Annotated in this window: 21 protein-coding genes and 2 pseudogenes; 15 read left to right on the top strand and 8 right to left on the bottom strand. The window is 41.2% G+C overall.

Annotation, left to right across the window (positions count from 1 at the left end):
- Positions 1 to 23: 23 nt before the first annotated feature.
- On the bottom strand, positions 24 to 443 hold the full coding sequence (locus B9Z54_RS08915) for an S-Ena type endospore appendage (protein WP_113928052.1): 420 nt from the start codon (positions 441 to 443) through the stop codon (positions 24 to 26).
- A 179-nt stretch (positions 444 to 622) separates the two neighbouring features.
- Between B9Z54_RS08915 and B9Z54_RS08910 the strand changes: the two are divergent.
- Positions 623 to 775 (top strand): annotated as a pseudogene (locus B9Z54_RS08910) (M48 metallopeptidase family protein); the annotation flags it as partial.
- A 228-nt stretch (positions 776 to 1,003) separates the two neighbouring features.
- Here B9Z54_RS08910 and B9Z54_RS08905 read toward each other — a convergent pair.
- Both B9Z54_RS08905 and B9Z54_RS08900 read right to left on the bottom strand, forming a co-directional pair.
- Positions 1,004 to 1,222, bottom strand: coding sequence for a hypothetical protein (locus tag B9Z54_RS08905; protein ID WP_113928051.1), 219 nt, complete (start codon positions 1,220 to 1,222; stop codon positions 1,004 to 1,006).
- Positions 1,223 to 1,541: 319 nt separating this feature from the next.
- Positions 1,542 to 3,194: a CoA-disulfide reductase gene (locus B9Z54_RS08900; protein ID WP_113928050.1), complete on the bottom strand. Its 1,653-nt coding sequence runs from the start codon at positions 3,192 to 3,194 to the stop codon at positions 1,542 to 1,544.
- Between the two features lie 360 nt (positions 3,195 to 3,554).
- On the opposite strand from B9Z54_RS08900, the gene B9Z54_RS08895 reads away from it, so the two are divergent.
- The 9 genes and pseudogenes from B9Z54_RS08895 (at position 3,555) to trpB (ending at position 13,150) form a co-directional block, all read left to right on the top strand.
- On the top strand, positions 3,555 to 4,151 hold the full coding sequence (locus tag B9Z54_RS08895; protein ID WP_113928049.1) for a C1q-like domain-containing protein: 597 nt from the start codon (positions 3,555 to 3,557) through the stop codon (positions 4,149 to 4,151).
- 268 nt (positions 4,152 to 4,419) lie between these two features.
- On the top strand, positions 4,420 to 5,454 hold the full coding sequence (locus B9Z54_RS08890) for a zinc-binding dehydrogenase (RefSeq protein WP_113928048.1): 1,035 nt from the start codon (positions 4,420 to 4,422) through the stop codon (positions 5,452 to 5,454).
- A gap of 279 nt (positions 5,455 to 5,733) precedes the next feature.
- Positions 5,734 to 5,973: a hypothetical protein gene (locus B9Z54_RS08885; RefSeq protein ID WP_162785146.1), complete on the top strand. Its 240-nt coding sequence runs from the start codon at positions 5,734 to 5,736 to the stop codon at positions 5,971 to 5,973.
- A gap of 576 nt (positions 5,974 to 6,549) precedes the next feature.
- A complete protein-coding gene (locus B9Z54_RS24770) occupies positions 6,550 to 6,693 on the top strand; it encodes a hypothetical protein (protein ID WP_162785145.1) in 144 nt (47 codons plus the stop codon).
- 371 nt (positions 6,694 to 7,064) lie between these two features.
- A complete protein-coding gene (locus tag B9Z54_RS08880) occupies positions 7,065 to 8,093 on the top strand; it encodes a TRAP transporter substrate-binding protein (protein WP_113928046.1) in 1,029 nt (342 codons plus the stop codon).
- 2 nt (positions 8,094 to 8,095) lie between these two features.
- Positions 8,096 to 8,638, top strand: coding sequence for a TRAP transporter small permease (locus tag B9Z54_RS08875; RefSeq protein ID WP_113928045.1), 543 nt, complete (start codon positions 8,096 to 8,098; stop codon positions 8,636 to 8,638).
- A pseudogene (locus B9Z54_RS08870) lies at positions 8,638 to 9,932 on the top strand (TRAP transporter large permease). Before B9Z54_RS08875 ends, B9Z54_RS08870 begins: the two are co-directional and overlap by 1 nt.
- A 326-nt stretch (positions 9,933 to 10,258) precedes the next feature.
- Positions 10,259 to 11,398, top strand: coding sequence for a collagen-like domain-containing protein (locus tag B9Z54_RS26160; protein ID WP_113928044.1), 1,140 nt, complete (start codon positions 10,259 to 10,261; stop codon positions 11,396 to 11,398).
- 582 nt (positions 11,399 to 11,980) lie between these two features.
- Positions 11,981 to 13,150 carry a tryptophan synthase subunit beta gene (gene trpB, locus B9Z54_RS08860; RefSeq protein WP_113928043.1) on the top strand — a complete coding sequence of 390 codons (1,170 nt, stop codon included), beginning with the start codon at positions 11,981 to 11,983 and terminating at the stop codon, positions 13,148 to 13,150.
- A gap of 173 nt (positions 13,151 to 13,323) precedes the next feature.
- Here trpB and B9Z54_RS08855 read toward each other — a convergent pair whose 3' ends face one another.
- The 4 genes from B9Z54_RS08855 to B9Z54_RS08840 form a co-directional block, all read right to left on the bottom strand.
- A complete protein-coding gene (locus tag B9Z54_RS08855) occupies positions 13,324 to 14,445 on the bottom strand; it encodes a hypothetical protein (RefSeq protein ID WP_113928042.1) in 1,122 nt (373 codons plus the stop codon).
- Positions 14,446 to 15,106: 661 nt separating this feature from the next.
- Positions 15,107 to 15,598 (bottom strand): DUF3344 domain-containing protein, encoded by a 492-nt coding sequence (locus B9Z54_RS08850; RefSeq protein ID WP_345840714.1) that lies wholly within the window; start codon positions 15,596 to 15,598, stop codon positions 15,107 to 15,109.
- Positions 15,599 to 16,535: 937 nt separating this feature from the next.
- Complete coding sequence (locus B9Z54_RS08845; RefSeq protein ID WP_162785144.1) at positions 16,536 to 17,072, bottom strand: hypothetical protein; 537 nt, start codon at positions 17,070 to 17,072, stop codon at positions 16,536 to 16,538.
- The gene (locus B9Z54_RS08840) at positions 17,050 to 17,457 is read right to left on the bottom strand and encodes a hypothetical protein (protein WP_113928039.1); all 408 of its coding nucleotides are present in this window, start codon (positions 17,455 to 17,457) and stop codon (positions 17,050 to 17,052) included. The genes B9Z54_RS08845 and B9Z54_RS08840 overlap by 23 nt, the downstream gene beginning before the upstream one ends.
- Positions 17,458 to 17,753: 296 nt before the next feature.
- On the opposite strand from B9Z54_RS08840, the gene B9Z54_RS08835 reads away from it, so the two are divergent.
- The 3 genes from B9Z54_RS08835 to B9Z54_RS26150 all read left to right on the top strand — a co-directional run bounded on the left by B9Z54_RS08835 (position 17,754) and on the right by B9Z54_RS26150 (position 21,642).
- Positions 17,754 to 18,113 (top strand): hypothetical protein, encoded by a 360-nt coding sequence (locus tag B9Z54_RS08835; RefSeq protein WP_113928038.1) that lies wholly within the window; start codon positions 17,754 to 17,756, stop codon positions 18,111 to 18,113.
- A gap of 243 nt (positions 18,114 to 18,356) precedes the next feature.
- The gene (locus B9Z54_RS26155) at positions 18,357 to 19,814 is read left to right on the top strand and encodes a beta-propeller fold lactonase family protein (RefSeq protein WP_113928037.1); all 1,458 of its coding nucleotides are present in this window, start codon (positions 18,357 to 18,359) and stop codon (positions 19,812 to 19,814) included.
- A 376-nt stretch (positions 19,815 to 20,190) separates the two neighbouring features.
- Positions 20,191 to 21,642, top strand: a complete 1,452-nt coding sequence (locus B9Z54_RS26150) for a beta-propeller fold lactonase family protein (RefSeq protein WP_113928036.1) — start codon at positions 20,191 to 20,193, stop codon at positions 21,640 to 21,642.
- A gap of 169 nt (positions 21,643 to 21,811) precedes the next feature.
- Here the strand turns inward: B9Z54_RS26150 and B9Z54_RS08820 are convergent, their stop codons facing one another.
- Complete coding sequence (locus tag B9Z54_RS08820; RefSeq protein WP_240189863.1) at positions 21,812 to 21,988, bottom strand: superinfection immunity protein; 177 nt, start codon at positions 21,986 to 21,988, stop codon at positions 21,812 to 21,814.
- Positions 21,989 to 22,435: 447 nt separating this feature from the next.
- Here B9Z54_RS08820 and B9Z54_RS08815 point away from each other — a divergent pair, with 447 nt between their 5' ends.
- Together B9Z54_RS08815 and B9Z54_RS08810 are read left to right on the top strand one after the other, a co-directional pair.
- Positions 22,436 to 22,930 (top strand): YehS family protein, encoded by a 495-nt coding sequence (locus B9Z54_RS08815; protein ID WP_205207693.1) that lies wholly within the window; start codon positions 22,436 to 22,438, stop codon positions 22,928 to 22,930.
- Between the two features lie 3 nt (positions 22,931 to 22,933).
- Positions 22,934 to 23,641, top strand: a complete 708-nt coding sequence (locus B9Z54_RS08810; protein ID WP_113928034.1) for a M48 family metallopeptidase — start codon at positions 22,934 to 22,936, stop codon at positions 23,639 to 23,641.
- The last annotated feature ends 394 nt before the right edge of the window (positions 23,642 to 24,035 follow it).

Here is a 24,035-nt window from a genome sequence, read left to right as displayed (position 1 = left end):
TTCTGCCTTGTTCTCTTATTACTTCAACAACCTTTGGGATAGTGAACGTTAATACAGTAACTTCCAGTGCATATCTGTGACTCTCCACCGCTGCAGCTTATCTCTAAAGAAGAAAATGCACCAAGGCTGGCCGACTTCGTTTGTCCGCTCCGTTCAATAGTAAAAAGGGTCGTTAAATTCCCTCCTCCTGTTCGGGCCCTGACAGTAATGATGCATCCACTTCTATTAAAAACACTGATCGAACCTGAGACCATTTCGTCCACTAACATGGCTTTCCAGTACTCAACAGGTACACCATCGCAAAGTTGATTGATATTTCCGCAAATTTCATCAGAGACCATAGTGGCCGGGGGCGGAGTTGGAGTTGGAGGGGGGTAAACGCCGGTACAACTTTCCGGTGGCAGTTCCAGTTCACAATAAAAACCTTGATTATAGTTCTTCATTTAAAAAACCTCCTTTCGAACGCTTCTATATTTTATGAAATCCAAACGAAGTTTGTCCCGGAAAGCCTTTCCGCTATTTTATTATTTTTCAGATTTAAACGGCTATATAGGGACACAGGGACAGGTTCATTGTCCCACCAAATTTTTACAATTTTAATTTAGAATTATGCCCAATAAAGACATTCAATTGGAAGCTTGACATGGCTCCCCAGGAAGTGCTCGATTAGGTAGTCGTTCATGAAATGTGCCACATGTTTCACCTTAATTATGACCGGTCCTTCTGGCGTCTTCTCGGAAAAATTGTGCCGGACTATAAAGAGCAAGAAAAATGACTGGCAGCTTCAAGTTGGAAGATGACGGTGCAGGAGATTAGAGTAGAAGGTTTATTTCATTTAGGGGAATGATCCGTTGGGAAAAGACCTATCCTTCCCGGAACTCTATGACCTGTGCATTAAAAAGAACAGCAGTGAAATCACTCCTGTTCTTTTTATATTTGTAATGTAAAATGCTCGGTGAATTGTACCAATCATAATTATTGTAGTGGAAACAGAATATCGATCTTACTTACCTTGATAGTCATTCATCATTTCACCGTCATTTTCTCTTTCTTCTTCATCAACTTGTGTTAGTGATGAATTGTTCTGCTCATTATTCGATTCTGTATCATTGATTTCTGTATTATTAGCGGCATTGTTGTCTTCCTCATTATTTTCATTTGAAGCAGCATCTTGGGCATCATCGTGGGCAATGCCCCAAAGGGTGTCTCCCTCTTTAATCACAATTTACTCCTCACTGGCTGTTCTAGTTGAGCCTGACATAAAACCTGACGCAAGAGTTATAGCTGGTAGTTTCTTGTGTTCTTCATCCTAATTCCTGCTTCAATAAACTATTAGTGTTCAATTATTTTTCTTAACAATACGTTTTTTAAACATTTCACACAAGGTTACATCAATTTAGGGGGGGATTATTTGGCGTTAGAGCTTTCATTTATCTCTTCATCGGTCTCCTGTTATAGTAATTATGTAGTGATTGCCTAAGCTGGTGTTTTGTAAAAAAACATACATATGGCAGGCCCTCCTTAAAAGAAGGCCTGCCATATTATTCTCCACCATATACAGCTGAATACGTTTTCCAGCCTCCATCAAGGTTAAAAACATCAAAATCATTACCTGCAAGAATCCGGGTTGCAAGATATCCGCGCAATCCAACCTGGCAGGATACATACACCGGCTTATCTTTCGGAAACTCTGTAAGACGGTCGCGAAGCTCACTAAGGGGGATGTTAATGGATCCAGATATGAAGCCATTTTTTCTTTCATTTGGTTCCCGAACATCAATCAAGAGACCGCCCGCTTCTACTATTGAATTAATTTCGTGCCATTGAATTGTCTGAATACCTTCATCCAACATATTAGCAGCCACATATCCCGCCATATTAACAGGATCCTTAGCAGATGAGAAAGGAGGGGCATAAGCCAGTTCGATTTCAGTGAGATCATAAATCGTCAAGTTACCTTTGATTGCCGTAGCAATAACATCAATTCGCTTGTCGACTCCATCTTCCCCAATTGCCTGTGCTCCAAGGATTGTTCCGTTTTCAGGATCAAAGAGCACCTTTAGTGCTATGGGATGTGACCCTGGGTAATACCCAGCATGGGAAGCAGGATGGATATGAACTGCTTTATATTCTTTCCCTAACCGTTTCAATGTTTTTTCATTGTTTCCTGTTGTGGCAACAGTTAAATCAAATACCTTCGCAATTCCTGTTCCTAATGTTCCTTTATAAGGTTCTTTTTTGCCATAAATATTATTTGCGACTATTCGTCCTTGGCGGTTGGCCGGCCCTGCAAGAGGAATCATTGCAGCACTGCCGCTAATATAATCTTTTACCTCAACAGCATCTCCAAGTGCGAAGATACTTTCATCATTCGTTTGCATATATTCATTAACAAGAATTCCTCCGCGCTCACCGACTGAAAGACCAGCATTTACAGCAAGACTGCTTTCCGGTTTCACACCAATAGAAAGTATGACCATGTCTGTTGAGATGTCTTTTCCGCTGTTCAAAATGACCTTCTTACCATTGTTTTCAAAAGAATTCACTCCATCTTCAAGGATCAAAGTAACACCTTTATCGCGAAGATGCTTGTGGACAATAGCTGCCATCTCATAATCAGCAGGGGCCATGACCTGATTGGCCATTTCAACAAGCGTCACATTTACTCCACGATGAGCAAGATTTTCCGCCATTTCAAGTCCGATAAAACCGCCGCCAACTACTACTGCTTTGTCTGGGTTCTGGTCATCTACATAGCTTTTGATTCTGTCGGTATCCGGAATGTTTCTAAGTGTAAAAATATTATCCGCTTCTTTCAGGCCGGGAATTGGGGGGATGATTGGTTTAGCACCCGGTGAAAGCACAAGCACATCATAATCTTCCTTATAGACATTGTTTGTTTTTAAATCTTTTACGGTTACTTTTTTTTCATTCCGGTTGATGCTGGTCACTTCGCTTAAGTTACGAATGTCCAGGTTGAACTTCTTGCTCATGCCCTCAACCGTTTGGACAAGCAGCTTTTCACGTTCTAGAATAGTTTCTCCGATATAATATGGCAATCCGCAATTAGCAAAGGAAATGTGTTCTCCTCTTTCAAACATAACGATAGTGGATGTTTCATCTAATCTGCGTAAACGGGCAGCCGCTGAAGCTCCGCCGGCAACTCCGCCAATAATAACGATTTTTTTATTCATATTATCCGCTCCTTTTAAGTTTTTGCAATACCCCCACCCCTATATTAAAAGAATATGAAGTAAAAAGATGTGATAAATATCACACTTGAAAAAGGGGGACAAAGGTTCAACGTCCCACCAATTTTCAAAATTTATACCCAATCGGTTAATTACTTAAAAGGGAAGTATGACCAGGCACAATTGGTGATCAGGAAATATGATCCTTTTCATGTGTTTACCTTCCAGGGGTTGAGCTAGGAACACTTACTATAAAAGGTAAGCGTACAAACGCTTTTACTATTCTATGAATAAAATAAAAGAGAAGATTACTAGTTGGTATTTTCATTCCATTTGAATACAATCCCTTAAGGAGTGAGACGAATGAAGGATAAAAAAATCAATTCAATATTAAATGGATTGCTCGAAAATAAAAATCAATCGATACAAAAACAAGAACATCAGAATTCTCCAACTTTCAACGATATCGAGTATCTGACTGTCATTGGAAATCCTGTGATTAATATTAATATAAATGGATCTCATGATAGAAACCAGGACAATAAGTCCGCTTTTAGAGCTCTCAAAAATACAGAAACCCTCATACCGAACAGTCTTATGAATTACGAAGTTTCCTTTAATGATAAACTGTTTGATTTAAACAACGAATATGATGAGGCTGCATCCACCTTCGTGGCAAAGAAGAAAGGTGTGTATTTATTTACTTCAACTCTTCTCTTTTTACCTGATGAATCTGAGAGTGAATATGAATTTGTCATGCAATTAAGAGTGAACGGAGTCGCAGTGGATTTTGAAGTGGATTTTACTGGAGCCAATGCAAGAATTGCGGGTATTACCGACCTTTGTGAAATTGTCTCCTTGGAGGAAGGGGACGAAGTAGATATTATTGCGCTCAGTACCGTTCCAGGAGTAATATTTCCCAACATGCGTACTAGTTTTGCAGGAGTCAAGTTGATTTGAGGGACAAAGGGGTCTGACCCCATTATTTCCTTAAGATTAAAGAAAAACCCTCTATTCAGCTGGATAAGGGGCATATTTAAATCTTTTTAATGTGAAACAGGTTATGTTGAAAAAAAATATTTCATTCTTGTTGTCTTATAGAAAGATGCAGGTGAACTCATCCATATCCCCTGAGCTTGTTTGCTGCGCTTCATGCATAAAAATCATCTCAGCAAAAAATAATAGAAAGTGGACATTGATAACTACAAAGAAGGTTGGAGGACAACTGATGTTAGCTGTGCAAGTTACTGGATATGGCGGTCTTGATAAGTTAGAAATTGTTAATGTACCTATACCACAGCCTAAAGAAAATGAAGTGCTGATTAAAGTAAAAGCATGTGCGATAAATAACACTGAAATCTGGATGAGGGAAGGTGCTTACGGAAAGGGTTCCAAGTCTGGCTGGCGGCCTGAAGGAGTTCAATTTCCACGTACTCCCGGCTCTGATATTACCGGAACGATCATAGGGACAGGGAAAGATGTAGCTGAAGGGATGATAGGAAAAGACGTGGTTCTTTTCCCGTTCACCTCAAGCGGAGACCCTGGGACTGAACATATTTCAGAAGATATGTCTTTCATAGGGTCGGAATATGATGGCGGATATGCAGAATATGTTGTGTGGCCTGCTAAGCTTTGTTTTGACATGCCTCTCTCAGATTTTATTGAAAGTGCAGTCTTTTCAGTCAGTGGTTTAACCGCTTGGCATATGGTAGAACAAGTGAACGTACGGCCTGGGGAGACTGTCATGGTTACTGGGGCAAATGGCGGTGTCGGCTCATTGAATGTTCAAATCGCTTCGAAGGTCTTTGGTGCAAAGGTCATTGCGATTGTGGGAGATTTAGCGCTGGCGGAAAAGATGAAAGACCTTGGAGCGTCTCATGTTGTGTCCTATAAGTCAGCAGACCTTGCCCAAGAAATCCTGGAGGTGAATGGCGGTCCCATTGATTCGGTAGTAGATGTTGTGGGCGATGCTTTGTTCTCCACTTCCCTGGAGGTTTTGAAAAAAGGCGGGAAATTCTGTACTTCCGGGTCTGCCGGCGGTCAGAAGACTGAGCTTGATTTCCGAACTCTATACTTAAAGCATATTACTCTTTATGGCTCAGTGTTAGGGACAAGAGAAGAGTTTCAACGGATGCTGGGGGCTATTTCTGATGGGAAAATCAAACCAGTGATCGATCGTACCTTTCCATTGCAGCAGGCACGGGAAGCTCAAGAGTATTTTAAAAAAGCCGGGAAATTAGGGAAGGTTGTTTTGCTTCCTTAAGGGTAGGGAGGGGTTTATGTGACAAGGGGACAGAGGGGGGTGTAGTGGAGGGATAATATCTCCCATTAGCAGGCATGATTGCTCCTCTCCATCCTCACTCCTGCACTTTATCTTGGAAAGCACAAAAAAAGCCGTAGTTCGAATAATAGAATTGATATGGATAAGCACTTAATATTTTTTTAACAGTTTGTTTCTATAGTGGCACGAGATTAACGTCCCTTTATATTTATTACATTCAGTAGCTGGTGTATAATAGGGCTAAATAAATTAAAGTAGGTGATGTTAATGGAACCAATCAGAATTGAGCAAGATGACATAAAAAAAGCGATTCAGTCAGGTCACTCATACATTCAAGTAGGGAAACGAAAATTTTTACTTATGGAAGTAGAAAATGTAGACAATGGAGATTGCTATGAAGTGACAGATCCTGAAGAACAAAAGCGATTAAGCGCTGCTTTGAATAGTGAAGACAACCCTGTGCTTTCAGATAAGGAAATCAAAAGGATTTTAAAAAGCTGAAGAATGAAAATTGCATGGAGAAAATCAGCGATCCTTTCATTGTTAGAATTAGATGATTGAAGAGACAATATTGAATTAGCCCGGAATTGCACCGTACTTAAAAGCCGCCATTTAACCGTTTACCCGTAGACCTGCGAATAGTATTGATTTCTATTGGTAAATCAGATCCCTACAAGGTTTTTTATAGAATCACTACAAATCAAATAGAGATATATTTAATTCGTCACCCTCATCAAAAATCCTTATCATGACACAGATTACAGTCTGATGTTCTAATTAATATATGGTCATTAAACACTTCCTTCTGTTATCATCATCGTAAATTGATACTTCAGTATATAATCTTCTATTGCTTTTCACCATTTCTGTTTCTTTTTTTGGAATTTAGATTTTTTCCTGCTTGAATACACTTAGGGATTTTTAACACCTAAAATCGTCAAAAAGAACAATTTAAATTGCAAATATTCTGTAGGGCAAAGAAGCTGATTTTTTCTATAATCAAAAAGACGTTAAGAAGAGTGGTACAGATCCCTTTGAAGTCAAGCACTAATCCATAGTTGAATGGGGGATAACATGTTGAAAGAAAAACAAAGAAAGAACCCGTTTGTTTTGGACAACCCTTCAGGAGCAGTACCTAAACGCAGCCTTAAAGGCAATCAATTACTAATTTTAAATAACAAAATGAAAGAACAATTGAATAAATTAAAGCAGGGCAGATGAGATCATCATCTGTCCATTTTTGTAGTTACAGACTTCTGAACATAGGGATTTCTCATAAAGTGGGTTTCGGTCGGGAGCATGCTAAATTGGTGGAAGATATGTATAAAGCGATGCATACTTCGGTCGGAAGTGAGTTGAATTAGTGAGAGCTATTTACGAAGTTGGGGGTACTTCGGTCAGGAGTAAAATAAAAGACCTCTGCCCAAAAATATATATATGAGAATAGTTTCGAAATTTTCAAAAAAGGGAACTATATTCCAAAAACTTCAAAAGAATTTATTTTAGAAATCAGGGCTTATGAAATTCTTTAATGCTTTGAAGGTCTTAGGCCCTTATGTCTAAATGAAATTCTTATGTATGGGGAGGAAGCCATGAAAAATTATTATGGAATAAGAATAGTGCTTCTTTTGGTGATTACTTCACTGTGGGGATGCTCTGCAAGGGCTGTTGAAGGGGGACAAGGGGATGGCCCCGTCATTATGCGGCTTGCTCATAATCAAGGGGAGAATCATCCAATACATACGTCATTGTCTGAGTTTGCACGATTGGTAGAGGAAAAGACAGAAGGAAGTATTGATATGAAGTTGTATCCGGGCGGCCAGCTTGGTTCAGAACGGGAAGCGATAGAGTTAACGCAGACCGGTGCTATTGATTTTGCAAAGGTTAGTGCGAGTACGTTGGAAAATTTCTCTGAAGAATATTCCGTTTTGAGTCTGCCTTATCTATTTGATGATAAGGACCATTTTTATAAGGTGATGAACAGCGGCATTGCTGAGGAACTATATGATGCTACAAGGGATATCGGGTTTAAAGGCCTGACATTTTACGACTCAGGCACACGAAATTTTTATACGAAAGATACACCTATCTTGCACCCCGATGATTTGCAAGGTATGAAAGTAAGAGTGCAGCCCACTCCGACTACGATCGAGATGATCGAACTGATGGGCGGTGCCCCGACTCCGATGCCTTTCGGGGAGGTTTATACATCACTTCAGCAGGGAGTCATCGATGGGACTGAAAATAATGAAACGGCGTTAACGGATGCCAATCACGGAGAGGTTGCGAAGGAATACAGCTTTAGCGGGCATGCCATAGTGCCTGATATCCTCATTATTAATGAAAAGAAATGGAATCAGCTGACAGAAGAGCAGAGAGAATTGATTCAGGAAGCAGCAGATGAATCTACTGTTTTTCATAAAGAGGTATGGAAAGAAGCGGTTGAATCAGCCATCGAAAAAAGCAAGGAAAATGGAGTCACCTTCCATGAGGTTGATTTGGAGCCATTTATCCAGGCAGTCCAGCCTCTTCATGAAGAGTTTGCCACTAAAGAATCTACCACAGACTATTATAAGGAAATCCGAGAATTGTCAGTCGATGGGAATAAAGAGGGGGAGTAAAGATGGAGAAGATTAAAAAGTGGATGGATCAAGGAATCGCCGTTATAACCTGCACGGTGCTTGCCATTATGGTTCTGATGGCAATCTGGCAGGTTTTTTCAAGATATGTTTTAAATGCGCCGAGTACCATATCGGAGGAATTTCTCCGTTTTGCACTCATATGGGTTTCGATGCTGGGAGCTGCTTACGCTTTCGGAAATAAGAAACACTTAGCTATTGAACTGTTCATTCATAAAGTATCTAAGAACAACGCCCTAAAGGTAAGTATTCTAATAGAAATAATTATTTTATTGTTTGCCAGCCTTGTCATGATCGTCGGCGGTTTGCAAACGATCGGCATTTCGACAGGACAGTCTTCGCCGGCATTGGGCATTCCGATGGCTGCCATTTACTTATCTCTGCCTGTTTCCGGAATATTGATCATTTGTTATTCATTGATTTCTATTTATGAGTCAGCAGTAAAGAGGAGGGCGGATTTCTATTCAGAAGATATGGAAACAGAATTGCCTGCCACTCCTTTGGATGCAGAAGGGAGGAACTTGTAATGACCATAACTGCAGGCCTGATTTTGTTTTTTGCCTTCTTCTTTCTCCTGTTCCTGGGAGTGCCGATAGCGGTCAGTATTGCAGGGGCTTCCATCACCACCATGCTAATTTTGTTTCCGTTTGATATCGCAGTCTTCACATCAGCACAAAAATTGGTAACGGGATTGGACAGTTTTTCACTCCTGGCAATTCCTTTTTTATTCTGTCCGGAGTCATTATGAATCGGGGCGGCATTGCCATCCGCTTGATTAACTTGGCAAAGGTACTGTCAGGCAGGATGCCGGGATCACTGGCTCACACTAATGTTGTTGGAAATATGTTATTCGGCTCCATTTCCGGTTCGTCTGTTGCAGCTGCGGCGGCCATCGGCGGAGTTATGTCACCCTTGCAGGAAAAAGAGGGATATGAAAAAACCTATTCTACGGCAGTTAATATAGCATCTGCCCCAGCCGGCTTACTTATCCCGCCGAGCGGACTGCTGATCATCTACTCCTTAGTCAGCGGAGGGACTTCAGTGGCAGCCCTCTTTATCGCCGGATACATCCCGGGAATCCTTTGGGGCCTCGCCGCGATAGTAGTTGCTTACGTTATTGCCAAGAAAAAGAATTATCCGGTTTCACCGAAGATTACTTTGAAGCAGGGATTTAAGGTATTTCTGGAAAGCCTGCCAAGTTTGATGTTGATCGTTATTGTAATAGGTGGAATCGTTGCGGGAATCTTTACTGCAACAGAGGGGGCTGCAATTGCCGTTGCATATTCTGTCATTCTTTCGATTGTCTACCGTAGTTTTAAAATGAAAGACTTACCGAAAATGCTGCTGGAAACCGTCGAGATGACTGCGATCATCATGCTGCTGATTGCAACGTCTTCAATTCTGTCATTAGTTATGTCTTTCACAGGGATTCCTGATGCGATCAGTAATGGAATGCTTTCACTGTCAGATAACCCGATCATCATTCTTTTATTGATGAATATCATTCTATTAATAATAGGAACCTTCATGGATATAACTCCTGCGGTTCTGATCTTCACTCCGATCTTCCTGCCGATCACTGCTGAGTTTGGGATGGACCCGGTCCATTTCGGAATCATAATGTGCCTCAACTTGTGTATTGGAAGCATAACCCCTCCTGTCGGGAGCGCACTGTTTGTCGGTGCAAGTGTCGGAGGAGTCAAGATAGAACAGGTCACAAAACCACTATTGCCGTTTTATGCAGCGATTTTTGTCGTGTTGCTGGCCGTGACCTATATTCCACAAATCAGTCTCCTGCTGCCAGGGTTGCTTGGGCTGTAAAAGGTGGATCATGAGAAGATGATCTATTAATAGGTTAGTATTCTTTACGAAGGTATGAAAAATAAGTATTTGTATTAGATTCAATAAATACCTGGGGATAGTGGGAGTTAATCTTATTATCCTTTTTTATTTAGACTTTGGGAAACGCGGTAATTGTCTTTTCGTTTCACTTAGAGAAGAATCATCACTTTCATTGTTCGTTTTAAAGTAACTGAAGGATAAGTAAAAAAAATTGGACAATACCCAATCATAATAAGAAAGGCATGAATACGATAGAAGCAATGAAAACAATGGAAGGACTTCTATTGTAAGGAGGAAAGAATTTCATGGCCATACTTTCAACAGGTCCTATACTGAACACACCATCGAATGGGGAACGGCTCACCAAAAAGGTAACTGTAAAGATTGACAACCGGAGTTCCAGCATTCCTGCCACCATTCTCATTCAAGGCTATTATCTTCATGGCTCTCGCAAATTGTATGTTTCGGAAACGCATAATCTTTTGCCAAACGCAGTAATTACCAGGAATTTTTATGCAGACTTTGATGGATTTGAGTATGTATTTACAATCCAGGGAGCCTCTGAGGAAGAAGTGCAAATTTCGATATGGGGAAAAGGTGCCAGTGATCAAATAGTGGCTGCACATCGTCTGGTATCTGATGAATTATTGGGAACTGACAAAGGAGCAACTGGACCACAGGGACCTCAGGGGGCGACCGGACCTCAAGGAGCGAAAGGGGCGACAGGAACACAAGGGGCAACAGGACTTCAAGGAATGACGGGAACTCGAGGTGCCACAGGCCTACAAGGAGCTGCGGGACCTCAAGGGGAGACCGGGCCTCAAGGAGCAACAGGTATTCAAGGAGCCAGGGGGCCTCGAGGAGCCACGGGACTCCAAGGGGAGACCGGGCTACAAGGGGCAACAGGTGTTCAAGGATCGGTTGGCCCTCGAGGTGCAACTGGACTTCAAGGGGCGACTGGACCAAAAGGGGAGCGAGGAGAAAGGGGTTTCCCAGGCATTACAGGATTAGGTACAGCTCAAGACGCTACCGTGCTCTTCGAGGCTATATCACCTGAAGAAAGAGCTTACTTTCCGCTTACGTCCTCATCCGTAACTATTACGTCTCCTTCCCGAGTTTTACTAATAGGTGATTATCATTTCACATATGAAGTTGAAGTTGGGGGAACAGGACCATTTTCTTACCTAATTGGATGGGAAATACAGATCTTCCGAAATTCAACCCCAATATATAATACCTATAGTAACGAAGATTGGGTGAGGGATATAAATCCCTCCGCCTCTATAACACTCCATAAACCTGTCAGCATCAGTATAGTGGATACACCGCCAACTGGGACTTATACGTATACCATTCGAATTTATGTATATGATATTGGAGCAGCTGGAACGTCATACTTGAAGGCAAATCATCGCTCTATTCATGCGCTTGTTTTACCCATTTAGTTCATTATAGCGGTGGACAGAGGCAAGGACAGAGGGACAGGTGCATTGTCCCTCCATATTTTTACAACATAAAATTGTGGTGTAATCTAAGTACTAAGTCATTAATGAGGAAGCAGGGCAGATGAGATCATCATCTGTTCTTATTTATGTAGTAACATATAACGTAACTTAAGGGAATTTCACCTGCGACCTTTCCACATGAGTAACCTGACCATTGATTTAATATCAAGTAATTGTCGGTCAGGAGCAAGGTAAATTGGTGGAAGATTTGTATAAACCGAGGCGCACTTCGGTCGGGAGTGAGTTGATTTAGTAAGAGATGTGTACGAAGTAGGCTGTACTTCGGTCAGGAGCAAGCCAATTTGGTGGGAGATATGTATGAAGAGGTTGGCTTTTCGGTCAGGAACGAGTCAATTAGAAAAGGGATGTGGCCATGGAGCGGGCTCTCTCTCCCCTAAAGTTGTATAATTTAAAATGGAAAAAAGGAACATAATTGTTGATTTCCTAATTAAATGATGAAAAAATAGATTATGAATATTCAAGAGTGAATATTCAAGTTATTTAGAGGAGCTGAGTTTAGAGATGAGTAAAAACAGTTTAGTTGAGAATGGGTTATTTGGTGAGTTTGGAGGCAGCTATCTTCCGCCAGACTTACAAGAGGTATTATCGAACCTTGCAGAACAATTTTATAAGTATAAGGATGATGATGAATTCAATGAAGAGTTCAAATTCTATCTGAAAGAGTTTGTAGGCCGGGAAAACCCATTGACCTTTGCGAAAAACCTTACTGAAAAGACAGGTGGAGCAAAGATTTATTTGAAACGCGAGGACCTCAATCATACAGGTGCTCACAAAATTAATAATGTGATCGGTCAAATATTGCTGGCTAAACGTATGGGTGCCACACGAATTATAGCTGAAACGGGTGCCGGCCAGCACGGTGTAGCAACCGCTACCGCTTGTGCCATGTTTGGGATGGAATGCATTATCTACATGGGGAAACTGGATACTGTCCGTCAATCTCTGAATGTATTTCGAATGGAGCTTTTAGGAGCAAAGGTTATTCCGGTAGATAAAGGGCAGGGCAGGTTAAAGGATGCAGTAGATGAAGCCTTGAATGATCTTGTTGAAAATTATGAGAATACCTTTTACCTGTTGGGCTCGGCAGTAGGGCCGCATCCATTCCCGACGATGGTCAAGCATTTTCAATCTGTCATAAGTGAAGAATCCAAGAGACAGATTCTTGAAAAAGAAGGAAAACTCCCAACAGCAGTGGTTGCTTGTGCAGGCGGCGGCAGTAATGCCATCGGAGCATTTGCTCACTATATAGAGGAGGAAGAGGTTCGGTTGGTGGGAGTCGAACCAGCTGAAGCACCTACACTCACAAAAGGTGTTCCCGCGGTGTTACACGGATTTAAGTGTTTAACCCTGTTAGATGAAGAAGGAAATCCGCAGCCGACTTATTCCATTGCGGCCGGACTGGATTATCCTGGTGTCGGACCGGAACACAGCCATCTGAAAACGATTGGCAGGGCAGAGTATGTCACTGTAACCGGACAGGAAGCACTAGAATCCTTCCAGGAGTTATCGAAGATTGAAGGAATCATTCCTGCATTGGAAAGTTCCCATGCAGTCGCGCATGCTGTAAAGCTTGCCAAAACCTTATCAAAAGAAGATATCATCATAGTTAACCTTTCTGGCAGAGGTGACAAGGATGTTGAGCAGGTATTTGAAATGTTGAATAAGAAGTAGAATAGTAGGAAAACTGGTTATCCGTAAAGGGTAGCCAGTTTTTTGTTTTAATTGGACAAAGGGAAGGATTTACTGTCCAGGTCCTGATTTGAAAAGACAATTTTCACAAAAAAATAGAAGGATGGATCTTTCGTTGCATAACGAGAGATCCATCCTTCTGTACTGAATAAATTCTATTGATAATTAACAAAAGCAGGTGCAGGGTCTAATTCCAAAACATCCTTAGGTGTCATTAATGGTTCATCTTTTTTGTAAAACACTTTGAATCCTCCGTATTGAATAGGCTGCTTCTGCACATGTTCATTATACCCGGCTCTTTTTATACCAGCGATTCCATGGCCGTCAAAATTCAGGACGACTTCCACGTTTTCTGTAGGTTGGATGGCGTCCTTGTTGATAAGAACTTTTTCTGCAAATTGGTGGACAATGACAACCTTGTCAGGAAGACCATTATCTTCCGCCAAATTGGAAACATAATCAATCGCTTCTTGAATTTCTTCTCCATCGACCGTGCCTAAGTCGATTCCGGGAACTTGTCCTTCTTTGACTTGAAATTCCGTATCAATGGCTAAATGGACGTGAGGCATTTTTAAATATTTTTCCAGCGATTTAACCTGATTCATGACGGTATCACGTGCCAGCTGCACATCCAGGATCAATAGGGCATTATGTTCTTTAGCCAATTGGGCATATTCTTCAATCTGATCATCTGATGTCGGAACGATATAGTCACCATCTTCGCCGGGACTCCGCTGGGCGACAGTTGAGATCAGTTCAATCGCAGGGATGGCCGGCCTTTCAGGGTCCAGCTCAGAGTAAGCCTTAGTTTGCTCCACTAATTTATCCATGAAAACTTCAGGGCTGTGCTCTCCCAGTATCCCCATGTTAACCGAACTTGGGTGCCCATAATAGGAAACGATTCTATGATCCTTAAGCGGGCCGTCTGATAGATCTTCTGCTCCTTTTGTCAAGGTCTGACCTAATGGAACACTTCTTGTTGTGTCGCCTCCATGAGCCTGAGTTCGAGGCATTTCCGCCAGTTGTTGATCTGTGTAGTTGGTTTTCAGCGGTTGAGCACTTTCCGAAGGCTCGATTGCTTGATAGGGCAAGCCATTTGTGAATCTTGGAGAGTTTGCGGCCTTCGCCAAAGCATAATGCTGCTCACTAAGAGTCAGTTGTGATTTTTGATGAAGCATGGATTCTTCGTTTGTTAAGGTTACGCTTTCCGAACATCCTGCTAATAGTAAAGTCGGGAGGGCTGCAAAGCAAGCCCCCGTTGTAAATATCTTTTTCACGTTATCCCACCTGTTTCTTTGATATATGTAAAAACATCTGAGTTGAAAGCGGCTATCGCCACTTACAGAATATCAATCTATTAATGCTTAATAAATTGAAATGAAGAACTTTAACTACACTACCCTGATGCTTGTTTGAATAAACCATTACTGCATGCGGGTGGGTCTAGGTATTCCTGTTATTCTGCAGCAGGCAGGTCGTTTGTGGTGATATTTCCTCATACTAAAAATCCCCGAATTAAAAGAATGAAAGAGTCATTTGCTGAATAGAGTATCCAGCGGTAAAAAATAAGGGGAGAAATTCCCGTTAAATGAAGATAAGTGCTTGTTTTGTGGGTGAATAAGGGTAGATTTTCCCCTTATTTAGAGCAGAAGCATCTATTTTAGAGGTTTTACAGACAAATAAGGGGAGTTTCTTCCGCTAATTTTGTTATTTTCAATGTTATTTAGCTAATAAGGGGAGTTTTTCCCTCTATTTTCAGGTGTAGTCCAAAGCCTTTTTCACTCTAAATTATTTAAGTTGCATACATGTCCTCATTTTTACAACTAGTTGAGAATTTCTCATCCTGAAGGAGACATTAGGCATTAACCTCATTTACTTATGAAAAGGGTATCCGGTACTGCATCTAAATGATCTCTAGCAAAAATAAGTGTTATGGACCTATCCCTTAAAGAGGGGTAAAATTGTTAAAAATTGGTGGGACCAGGGACCTGTCCCCATCCAATCAAAGGGTAAGGCGACTCCTCCATCGTTGATGATAATTGTTTTAAAAGGAAGGAATGGGTTGGAATAAACGATCACTAATGAAGCTCCTTCAAGAAGCGTCTCATCACCTCCTGGCTCGACTTGCACTGTATTGCTTCTTCTCAAATCATAGTTTGTAACATCTGCCCTGAAATAATGGGTGACTTCACGGTTCCAGCAAAGATCTCTTGAAGTGGCAATTAAAGCGCCTTCAACCGGAGAACCATTCAGGAATCCAGTATCGCTAAAGGTTTCTTCATTCTCCTGTACCATCCAGTAAAGATAAGCATTGGTTATAGTAGAAGAGGGGGGAAGGGAAATATTAATGCTGCCAGTGTTTTCCTCTCTAAGACTAACCCCGGCGGCTGTGTAATCTCCCTTTTGATAAATCCTGTATAATTCCGTCAGCGGGGAATCGGCCGTGTTTTGTTCAGCAGAATTATTCCCACTGAGTTTACCATTAATTCTTCCATTAATATCACTCTTTCTATTTTTTTATGCCTCTTGTAAAAGACTGTTTTCGTATAGATTGTTGCTTTCGGAAAACCCCAAGTGCCGGATTTTCCCCCTGAATACTAATGTTTTTCTCTCTTAACGGGGCGAGCAGCTCTTTTCTGTCTTGCTTACCAGGTTATTAAAGATGAATTCTGGTATTGTTATTCGAGATTCATATTAAATAGCAACAAAGTTTTCGAAAAGAGCCTTGTAAAAAAGGGTCATTGAAACACAGTGGTTGTTGTATATCCTATGCCGTTCAGGTGAGGAAGGCTTGTACTCATGTAATGGATTTGTGAATTACTATTTTGCTCAGTTGTTTCCTTTCATTTCTTTTATTTTCATTGTCAGGAAAGGTACCTATAAATGCTGAAAGTTTCTATTATGCTTCAGGGAGTTGGGGCAAAGGTAAGTTACTTATGAAGTGACCAATTTTTTTGATACCCATTCACCAGCTATAAGGAGAAAACCTGTTGATCTTAAACAGAGGTAATAGGTGCTACCCATTTTAATATTTTGGGGAGCACTATAACGTTGTTGATTCCAGCTATCAAAATAAAAGGCTGTTTTCGCATACATTGTTGCTTTCGAAAAAATCCCAAGAGCCGGATTTTTCCCAGGATACTAAGGGTATTCATTCTGATCGGGGATTGCAGCTCTTTTCTTTTCTTGTTAACTAGGTTATTCCGGAGAATTAAGGTTGTATTTTCGGGAATTAAGATTAATTAGCCACAAAGTTTTCGAAAAGAGCCAAATAAAAACAGCTCAATCCTTTTGAAGGGAAATTGAGCTGTTCATAATTTTTCTTTTAATAAACTGAAGGAAGTTGATTTATTTATCTTTGTAATCCCTATTTACGTTTCTTAAGGTACTCCAAAGATTTCAGCAGGGTACCTAAATTCTCTTCATTCCCTAGTTCCCACCAATGGTCAGCGGGGGACTGATGGTCATGACAGCTGTCATCCTGATCATCTGGATCCTCACCTAACTCGCAAAACCGAAAGATTTTATTAACATTCATGTTACCGGTACATGTTGCTCCGGGATCTCCCTGACATCTTATTGATACCCTTTGAACGTCATCTTCCAGAAAAGCAATGTTTGTATTTGGAAGGAGAACGCGTTCTACGGTATTGCCGTTAAAAGCTTCCACTATTAGTGTCATGTTGCACGAAACGGAAGTGTTCGAAATGGCTATTTGGAAAGACCCAGGGGCTGAGGTGTAATCATCGAAATAGACTTGTGCGACATTATTACAAGGCTGTGAAATAGGGATCGTGACCGTGCGGCTAAGAGGGCCGCTGCAGTTATAGTTGAAGTTATAGTTTTGATTGAATTCTCTTACGTGCTTCCTTGTCATTTCATCAATCCTTTCTTGATTTGGCATAATTTTGTTCTTTGTCCAAGATTGGACCGTTGCAGAATCTGAACGTTTTATTGATGTTGAGAATCCCTGTACAAGTGCTTTCTGGATTCTCTGCACAGCGTACAGAAATCTTTTCCAAATCATCTATATAGAAGGCCCACCTGAATGGAACAGTCCGCTCAATCGTAGTCCCGTTCGCTGTTTCAATCGTGACAATCAACGGACATGCGATGTTTCCATTTGTTACGAGAACGCTGTAGAACCCAGGTTCTGAAAAATCTTCATAGTAAATTCGGGAAATCCCATCACATGGTTGATTGATATTAGGAGCTGTTGATCTTGTGAACGGATCAGAACAGGTCACATTATAATTCTCTTGAATGGTTACGTTTTCTCTTTTTATCAACTAGAATCACATCCTTACTTTTTTAAAATATGAATTTGTTTTCCTGCCAACTTGGCGGGCAGAGTCCTTTGTTGTTTCTGTGAGTGAATTTCCCTCTGCTGCAGCCTAAAGGCATGAAGAAGAGACAACTCTACTATTTTGAGAGTTGTACCATATACTATGCCGGCAACTGAACAACGTGTGGACGAAATGCTAGATTGAAAAATGAATGATAGAGACCGATAAGCCCCGAAATCCACGCATTCTTATCTAGCAGGAATACTCTAGTAGGAAATAGTAGAAAGGGGAGAGTGAAGTTGACCATTAATAAAGAGGATTCTGCTGCTGAAGAAATACTGTTGGCAGATGGAGATTTATCCAGAGAACAACTGGAAGCTTTAAAGTCGTTCACCATTGCTTCAGATGAGATTCTGACTCCAGTTGACCTCTCGTCAAAACCGTGCCTGCCTGAAGCGGGACCTGCCGGCATAGATCCCGGTGCCATCGAACCATGTCTGTTCCGCTACACCTACATCTGGCTTGAAAATGGACATCAGTTCTGGTTTTATCCTGTATTCCTTGGTAAAAGGTCCATCGCCGGTTACAGGTGGGATGGTAGCAGATGGGTGTTCTACGGAGTCACTTTGAGGCAGATTGAATCGTTTGTGTGTTACTAGAGGGAGAAAGGGGCAGGGTTCTGTCCCTTTTTTGAATGATGAGTCTTTTACTTAAATGAGTGTAATACTTTCTTCAATGAAGTTCTAAATCTGTGATTCTACATAACCTATATATTCATTTCATTGCAGATACCCAAGCATCCTTTACAAGAGATGAATAGTATAAAAACAACCATGTATATGTAAGTGCAACTATTCCCTATTTACATTTATATGAAAAAATAGAAAGGAGGCCTGAAGAATATGTCTATACTTTCAACAGGTCCAATAGCCAACAACCCCTCAAACGGGCAAAGGCTGACCAGACAGGTAACTGTAAAGATTGATAATCGAAGTCCAAGCAATCCCGCCACTGTTCTCATAAGAGGATATTATCTTGATGGTTCTCGTATCCTGTATGTTTTGGATACGCAGAATGTTTTGCCTAATGCCGTGATCACCAGGAATTTTTATGCGGACTTTGATGGATTTGAGTTTGTATTTACAATCCAGGGAGCTACTGAAGAAGAAGTGCAGATTTCGGTATGGGGAAAAAATGAGACTGGTCAAATTGTAGCCGCTCATCGTCTCTTGTCTTCTGAATTATTAGGTGCTGATTTGGGACCGACTGGACTACCGGGACCTCAGGGGGCAACCGGACCACAAGGTGGACAAGGAGCGACTGGGATCCAAGGGGCAACCGGTCCACAAGGAGTGACAGGTGAACAAGGAGCAACTGGCCCCAGAGGAGCAACAGGAATTCAAGGAGTGACCGGGCCTAAAGGAGCCACAGGGCTTCAAGGAGCGACTGGACCAGTAGGCCCTCCCACCCCAATTTCGGTTAATCGCATATATGTAGCAAACGCAGATAGTAATAATGTTTCTGTCATCAACGGCTTTACTAATAGCGTTACCGCTACCGTTGGAGTGGGAAGCCGCCCTGGGGCAGTAGCCGTAAATCCTACCACAAACCGTATTTATGTAGCAAACTTTGACAGTGACAATGTTTCTGTTATCGACGGCTTTTTCAATAGTGTCACCGCTACCGTTTCAGTCGGTAGAGCCCCTAATGCAGTAGCCGTAAATCCAATAACGAACACTATTTATGTTACAAACGAGGGTAGCGATGTATCCGTCATCGATGGCTTTACCAATAGCGTCATCGCTACCGTTTCAGAGGGAGATGCCCTTCAAGGAGTAGGCGTAAATCCTACAACAAACCGAATTTATGTGACAAGCGCTGGCAATACCTATATATCCGTCATTGAAGGCTTTCTCAATAGTGTTATCGCTACAGTACCAGTAATGGGTGTACCTTTGGGAGTAGCCATAAACACAATAACAAACCGAATTTATGCGACAAACTTAATTAGTAACACAGTTTCCATTATTGATGGACTTTCCAATAGCGTCTCCGATATGGTACCAGCGGCGGGTACTAACCCTCATGGGGTAGATGTAAACCCTACCACGAATAGGATTTATGTGGCAAACCAAGGCAGTAACACTGTTTCCATCATCGACGGAATTGACGATAGCGTCATCGCTACGGTACCTGTGGGTAGTTTCCCTATTGGAGTAGGTGTGAATCCTTTAACAAACGGAATCTATGTAGCCAATTCTGGCAATAACACCATTTCCGTTATTAGCGGTAACACAAATACTGTCATTGCTACCATCCCAGTGGGGGATAATCCTGTTGCAATAGGAGTGAATCCTTAATTAATAAAGAAAAACCGGGACTACTACTTATTCGGAAGTTCCGGATTTAAGATAGAAGGTTTATTAATTTAAAGCCTTCTTTTTTACATCCATAAGTTTTCAAACTGCTGGCCAATTGTTGCCTGCACTCTGTTTAAATAATGCTCAACACTGAAATAGCAGATGGCAGCTGAATAAGAGTATCTGTACATTTATCCTAAATCTGTAATTCTCTTAATACCATAAATCCTCTTTTCGTTGCATATACCCAAGCATTCCTTTGGGACTCGAATAGTATAGATACAGCTAGTAATATGGGAGCATCTTTTTAATTGAATTATTACATTGTATACCTTCCATATAAATTGAATTTTTTAGATAAGGAGGAAATTAGAGTATGGCTATACTTTCAACAGGCCCAATAGCGAACAACCCATCAAGTGGACAAAGGCATACCAGACAGGTAACTGTAAAAATAGATAACCGAAGTTCCAGTAATTCAGCCACTGTTCTTATTCGTGGCTATTATCTTGATGGTTCTCGTAAATTATATGTTTTGGAGACGCAGAATGTTTTGCCCAATGCCGTGATCACCAGAAATTTTTATGCGAACTTTGATGGATTTGAGTTTGTGTTTGAGATTCAGGGAGCTGCTGAGGAAGATGTGCAAATTTCAGTATGGGGTAAAAATGCGGCTGGCCAAGTCGTTGCCGCTCATCGTCTCTTGTCGTCTGAGTTATTAGGTGCTGATTTGGGGCCGACTGGACCAGCGGGACCTCAGGGTGCAACCGGGCCTCAAGGTGAGCAAGGAGTGGCAGGAGCTCGTGGTGCTACGGGACCTCAAGGAGCCACAGGACCAGGGGGGGTGACTGGACCTCGAGGGTCCACGGGGCCACAAGGACCGACTGGGCCTCGGGGAGCAACCGGGCCTCAAGGGGCAACTGGACCTGCAGGTTCATCCATCCCAATTTCCCTTAATCGAATTTATGTTGCAAACGGGGGGAGTAATACTGTATCGGTTATAGATGGATTTTCTAATAATGTCATTACTACAGTTCCAGTGGGTGATTCCCCTATTGGAGTAGGTGTGAATCCTCCCACGAACAGCATTTATGTAGCAAACTTTGACAGTGGAACAGTATCGGTCATAAACGGATTTTCTAATAGTATTGCCACTACCATTCCAGTAGGTATTAACCCTTATGGAGTAGGAGTGAATCCTGTCACGAACTCTATTTATGTAACTAACCTTGGCGATGACACTGTATCCGTAATAAACGGACTTTCCAATAGCGTTATCGCTACCGTTCCAGTAGGTGGTACTCCTCAAGGAGTAGCAGTAAATCCTCTCATGAACCGAACTTATGTGGTAAACAGTGGCACTGTCTCGGTCATAGACGGTTTTTCCAATAGTGTAATCGCTGAAATTTCAGTTGGTAATAACCCTGAAGAAGTAGGTGTGAATCCTGCCACCAACCGAATTTATGTAACAAACCGGAACAGTGGAGATGTATCGGTCATAGACGGATTTTCCAATAGTGTTATCGCAACTGTTCCCGTTCGGATTTTCCCTGCTGGAGTAGGAGTAAATCCTGCCACGAACCGCATTTATGTAGCAAACTTTGGCAGTGGCACTGTATCCGTCATAGACGGATTTACTAATAGTGTCATCGCCACTGTTTCAGCGGGTATTAACCCGGAAGGAGTAGGAGTGAATGCTTTAACAAATGGAATTTATATAGCCAACTATTTCAGTGGCAATATTTCCGTTATAAGCGGAAATTCAAATGCCGTCATTGCTACCTTTCCTGTAGGTGATTTTCCACGTGGTGTTAGCGTAAATCCTTAACGATTTTATTTGATTTTTCATGCCAACTCTCCTTAACCATCTACCTGTAGTTGTATTATCCTCCTCTTGTTAATCAAGAGAAGGATACATACTTTATCATTCATTTTAAAAGAGTTTCTTTTAGTAAGATAGTGTCAGTTTTGATCCCTTCCTTGAGTTGGAATATGAACTAAGTCTTTAACCTTTTTCCTGATAACGGATGATCCCGGTCCTCCTTTTTAAGCGCTAAATATAGAGCGGCAAACCATCCAATCAAAATCCAGCCTAGGAAGATATTAATAAAGTAAATGAGGATTTTGTTATGCTTGTTTCTATGTTTAGCAACAAAACTTGGGATGAAATACACACAAACTAACAAAAGAAATGGAATTATCGCGAACGTATCCAACGTCGTTTTACCTCCTTATATGTTCTTCTCTCTATTATAGGGTGATTGCTAATAGTACAAAGGATTATAAAAGAAACACCCTTTGACAACGCTGGGTTTGCTGCTTAATTGCCTGGTATAAATTGGAGCCCATTCTACGATCGGTGTTTATGTCGGACCAAAAGAAGAATGAATTCTTCCGTAGTGATTTTACCATAATATAACATAAAACTCCTTTTATTAACTCTTATTATTACTATTAAAAATACATAACTCTGTTTTAAGGAGGTTGAAAAATAACCTTAAGGTATGTTTCGTTTTCCATTCAGTTCATACTATGTAACAACGTCAATAAAGTGATAAGCTAGTAATTCAGAGTCCCAGATACTTAATAAGGGGATATGCAAAAATATAGGAGGTCGAACAATGAATATAGATAATAACGATATATTAATTCGCTTACGATATGCACTGGATTTAAAAAATACAGAAATGGTGGAAATCTTCAAGCTTGGCGGCGTAGATTTAACTAAAGAAGAAGTGATGAAGGTGCTGACAAAATCAGATGACGATCTTGCTGTAACGGAAAACCATATAGCATGCGATGATGAAATGTTCGAGTCTTTCTTAAACGGTTTTATTACATATAAAAGAGGAAAGCAGGAGCCGAAGCCAGGTCAGCCTGAACGACCGGCCTTAACTCATGAGCACGTAAATAACCTTCTGCTCAAGAAAGTGAAAATTGCGCTCTCTCTCACAAGTGAAGACATGATCGAGATATTGGATGATGCAGGAGTGACGGTTACCAAAGGTGAAATGAGTGCCATTTTACGGAGAGAAGGCCACAAGAATTACCAGATCTGCGGTGATCGGTATGCCAGGAATTTCTTAAAAGGATTAACGGTCAGATACAGGGGATAAATCATGAATCATACTTTCTCAGGTGAGACGATTCATTTTGATATCAAATATAAGAACCGGAAATCCATCGGCATTTACCTTGATGGTTATGGAAATATTGAGGTGCATGCGCCTAAAGGCACGCCAGATGACTCTATAATTGAACTAATTGAGGATAAATGGGATGTAATTTTGCAAAACTCAAAAGAAAGAAAAGACCGCTTGAATGGGCCGCAGGAAAAAGGCTATGTGCAAGGTGAACAATTTCTATATTTAGGAAAAGTATATCCCATAGAAGTCCACTTGGATTCAACTATCGAGAAGGATTTTATAGAGTTTGATGAAAAGGTTTTGCATATCTATGTAAAACAACTTGAGGAAGACCGGATTAAACAGGCTTTGAAACGTTTTTATTATGGACAGTGTAAAACGTTAGTAGAAAAGAGTATCTCTTTACACCAACAACACTTTAAATCAAAACCGCATTCAATTCGTATTACTGACAGCAAAACAAAATGGGGCACTTGCGATTCTAAAAGGCAGCTGACCTTCAATTGGAAGCTCGCCATGGCTCCCCGGGAAGTGATCGATTATGTAGTCGTCCATGAAATGAGCCACATGGTCCATCTCAACCATGACAGATCCTTCTGGCGCCTGGTAGGGAAAATTGTGCCGGATTATAAAGAGAAAGAAAATTGGCTGGCAGCATCAAGCTGGAAGATGACAGTGTAGGGAGATAGGGTCATAAGTATAAATTTGTGATGGTGAGGCTATGGGAGATTAGATATGAGTTAACTTTCATAGACTAGAGCGAATCTTTGAACCGACGATTGATTTTTTCAATTCATAATCAATTTGTTCTACTATAGGTTCGATGGCTGTGTACCTGTCCTTCCGCCTATTAGTAATATTTATCCCCCGGAATCATTCGAACTCGAGGGGGGATTTTTTTTGATATTATTCAAACCGTTTTCTTTATCAGTTGTTCGGGTATTCTTTAAACGTTCCCTTTACTCACTAGTATCCAGAATAAAGAGGCAAATATCATTTGTCGTCATCCATCATTTTCAATATTTCTGCATGAACTTTTTGCTGTAATAAATTGATTTAAGTAACAGTGCCGACC

The sequence above is a fragment of the Bacillus sp. P14.5 genome, assembly GCF_003316765.1.
GTDB lineage: Bacteria > Bacillota > Bacilli > Bacillales > Bacillaceae_B > Rossellomorea.
This window is presented reverse-complemented; position numbering and strand designations above follow the sequence as displayed.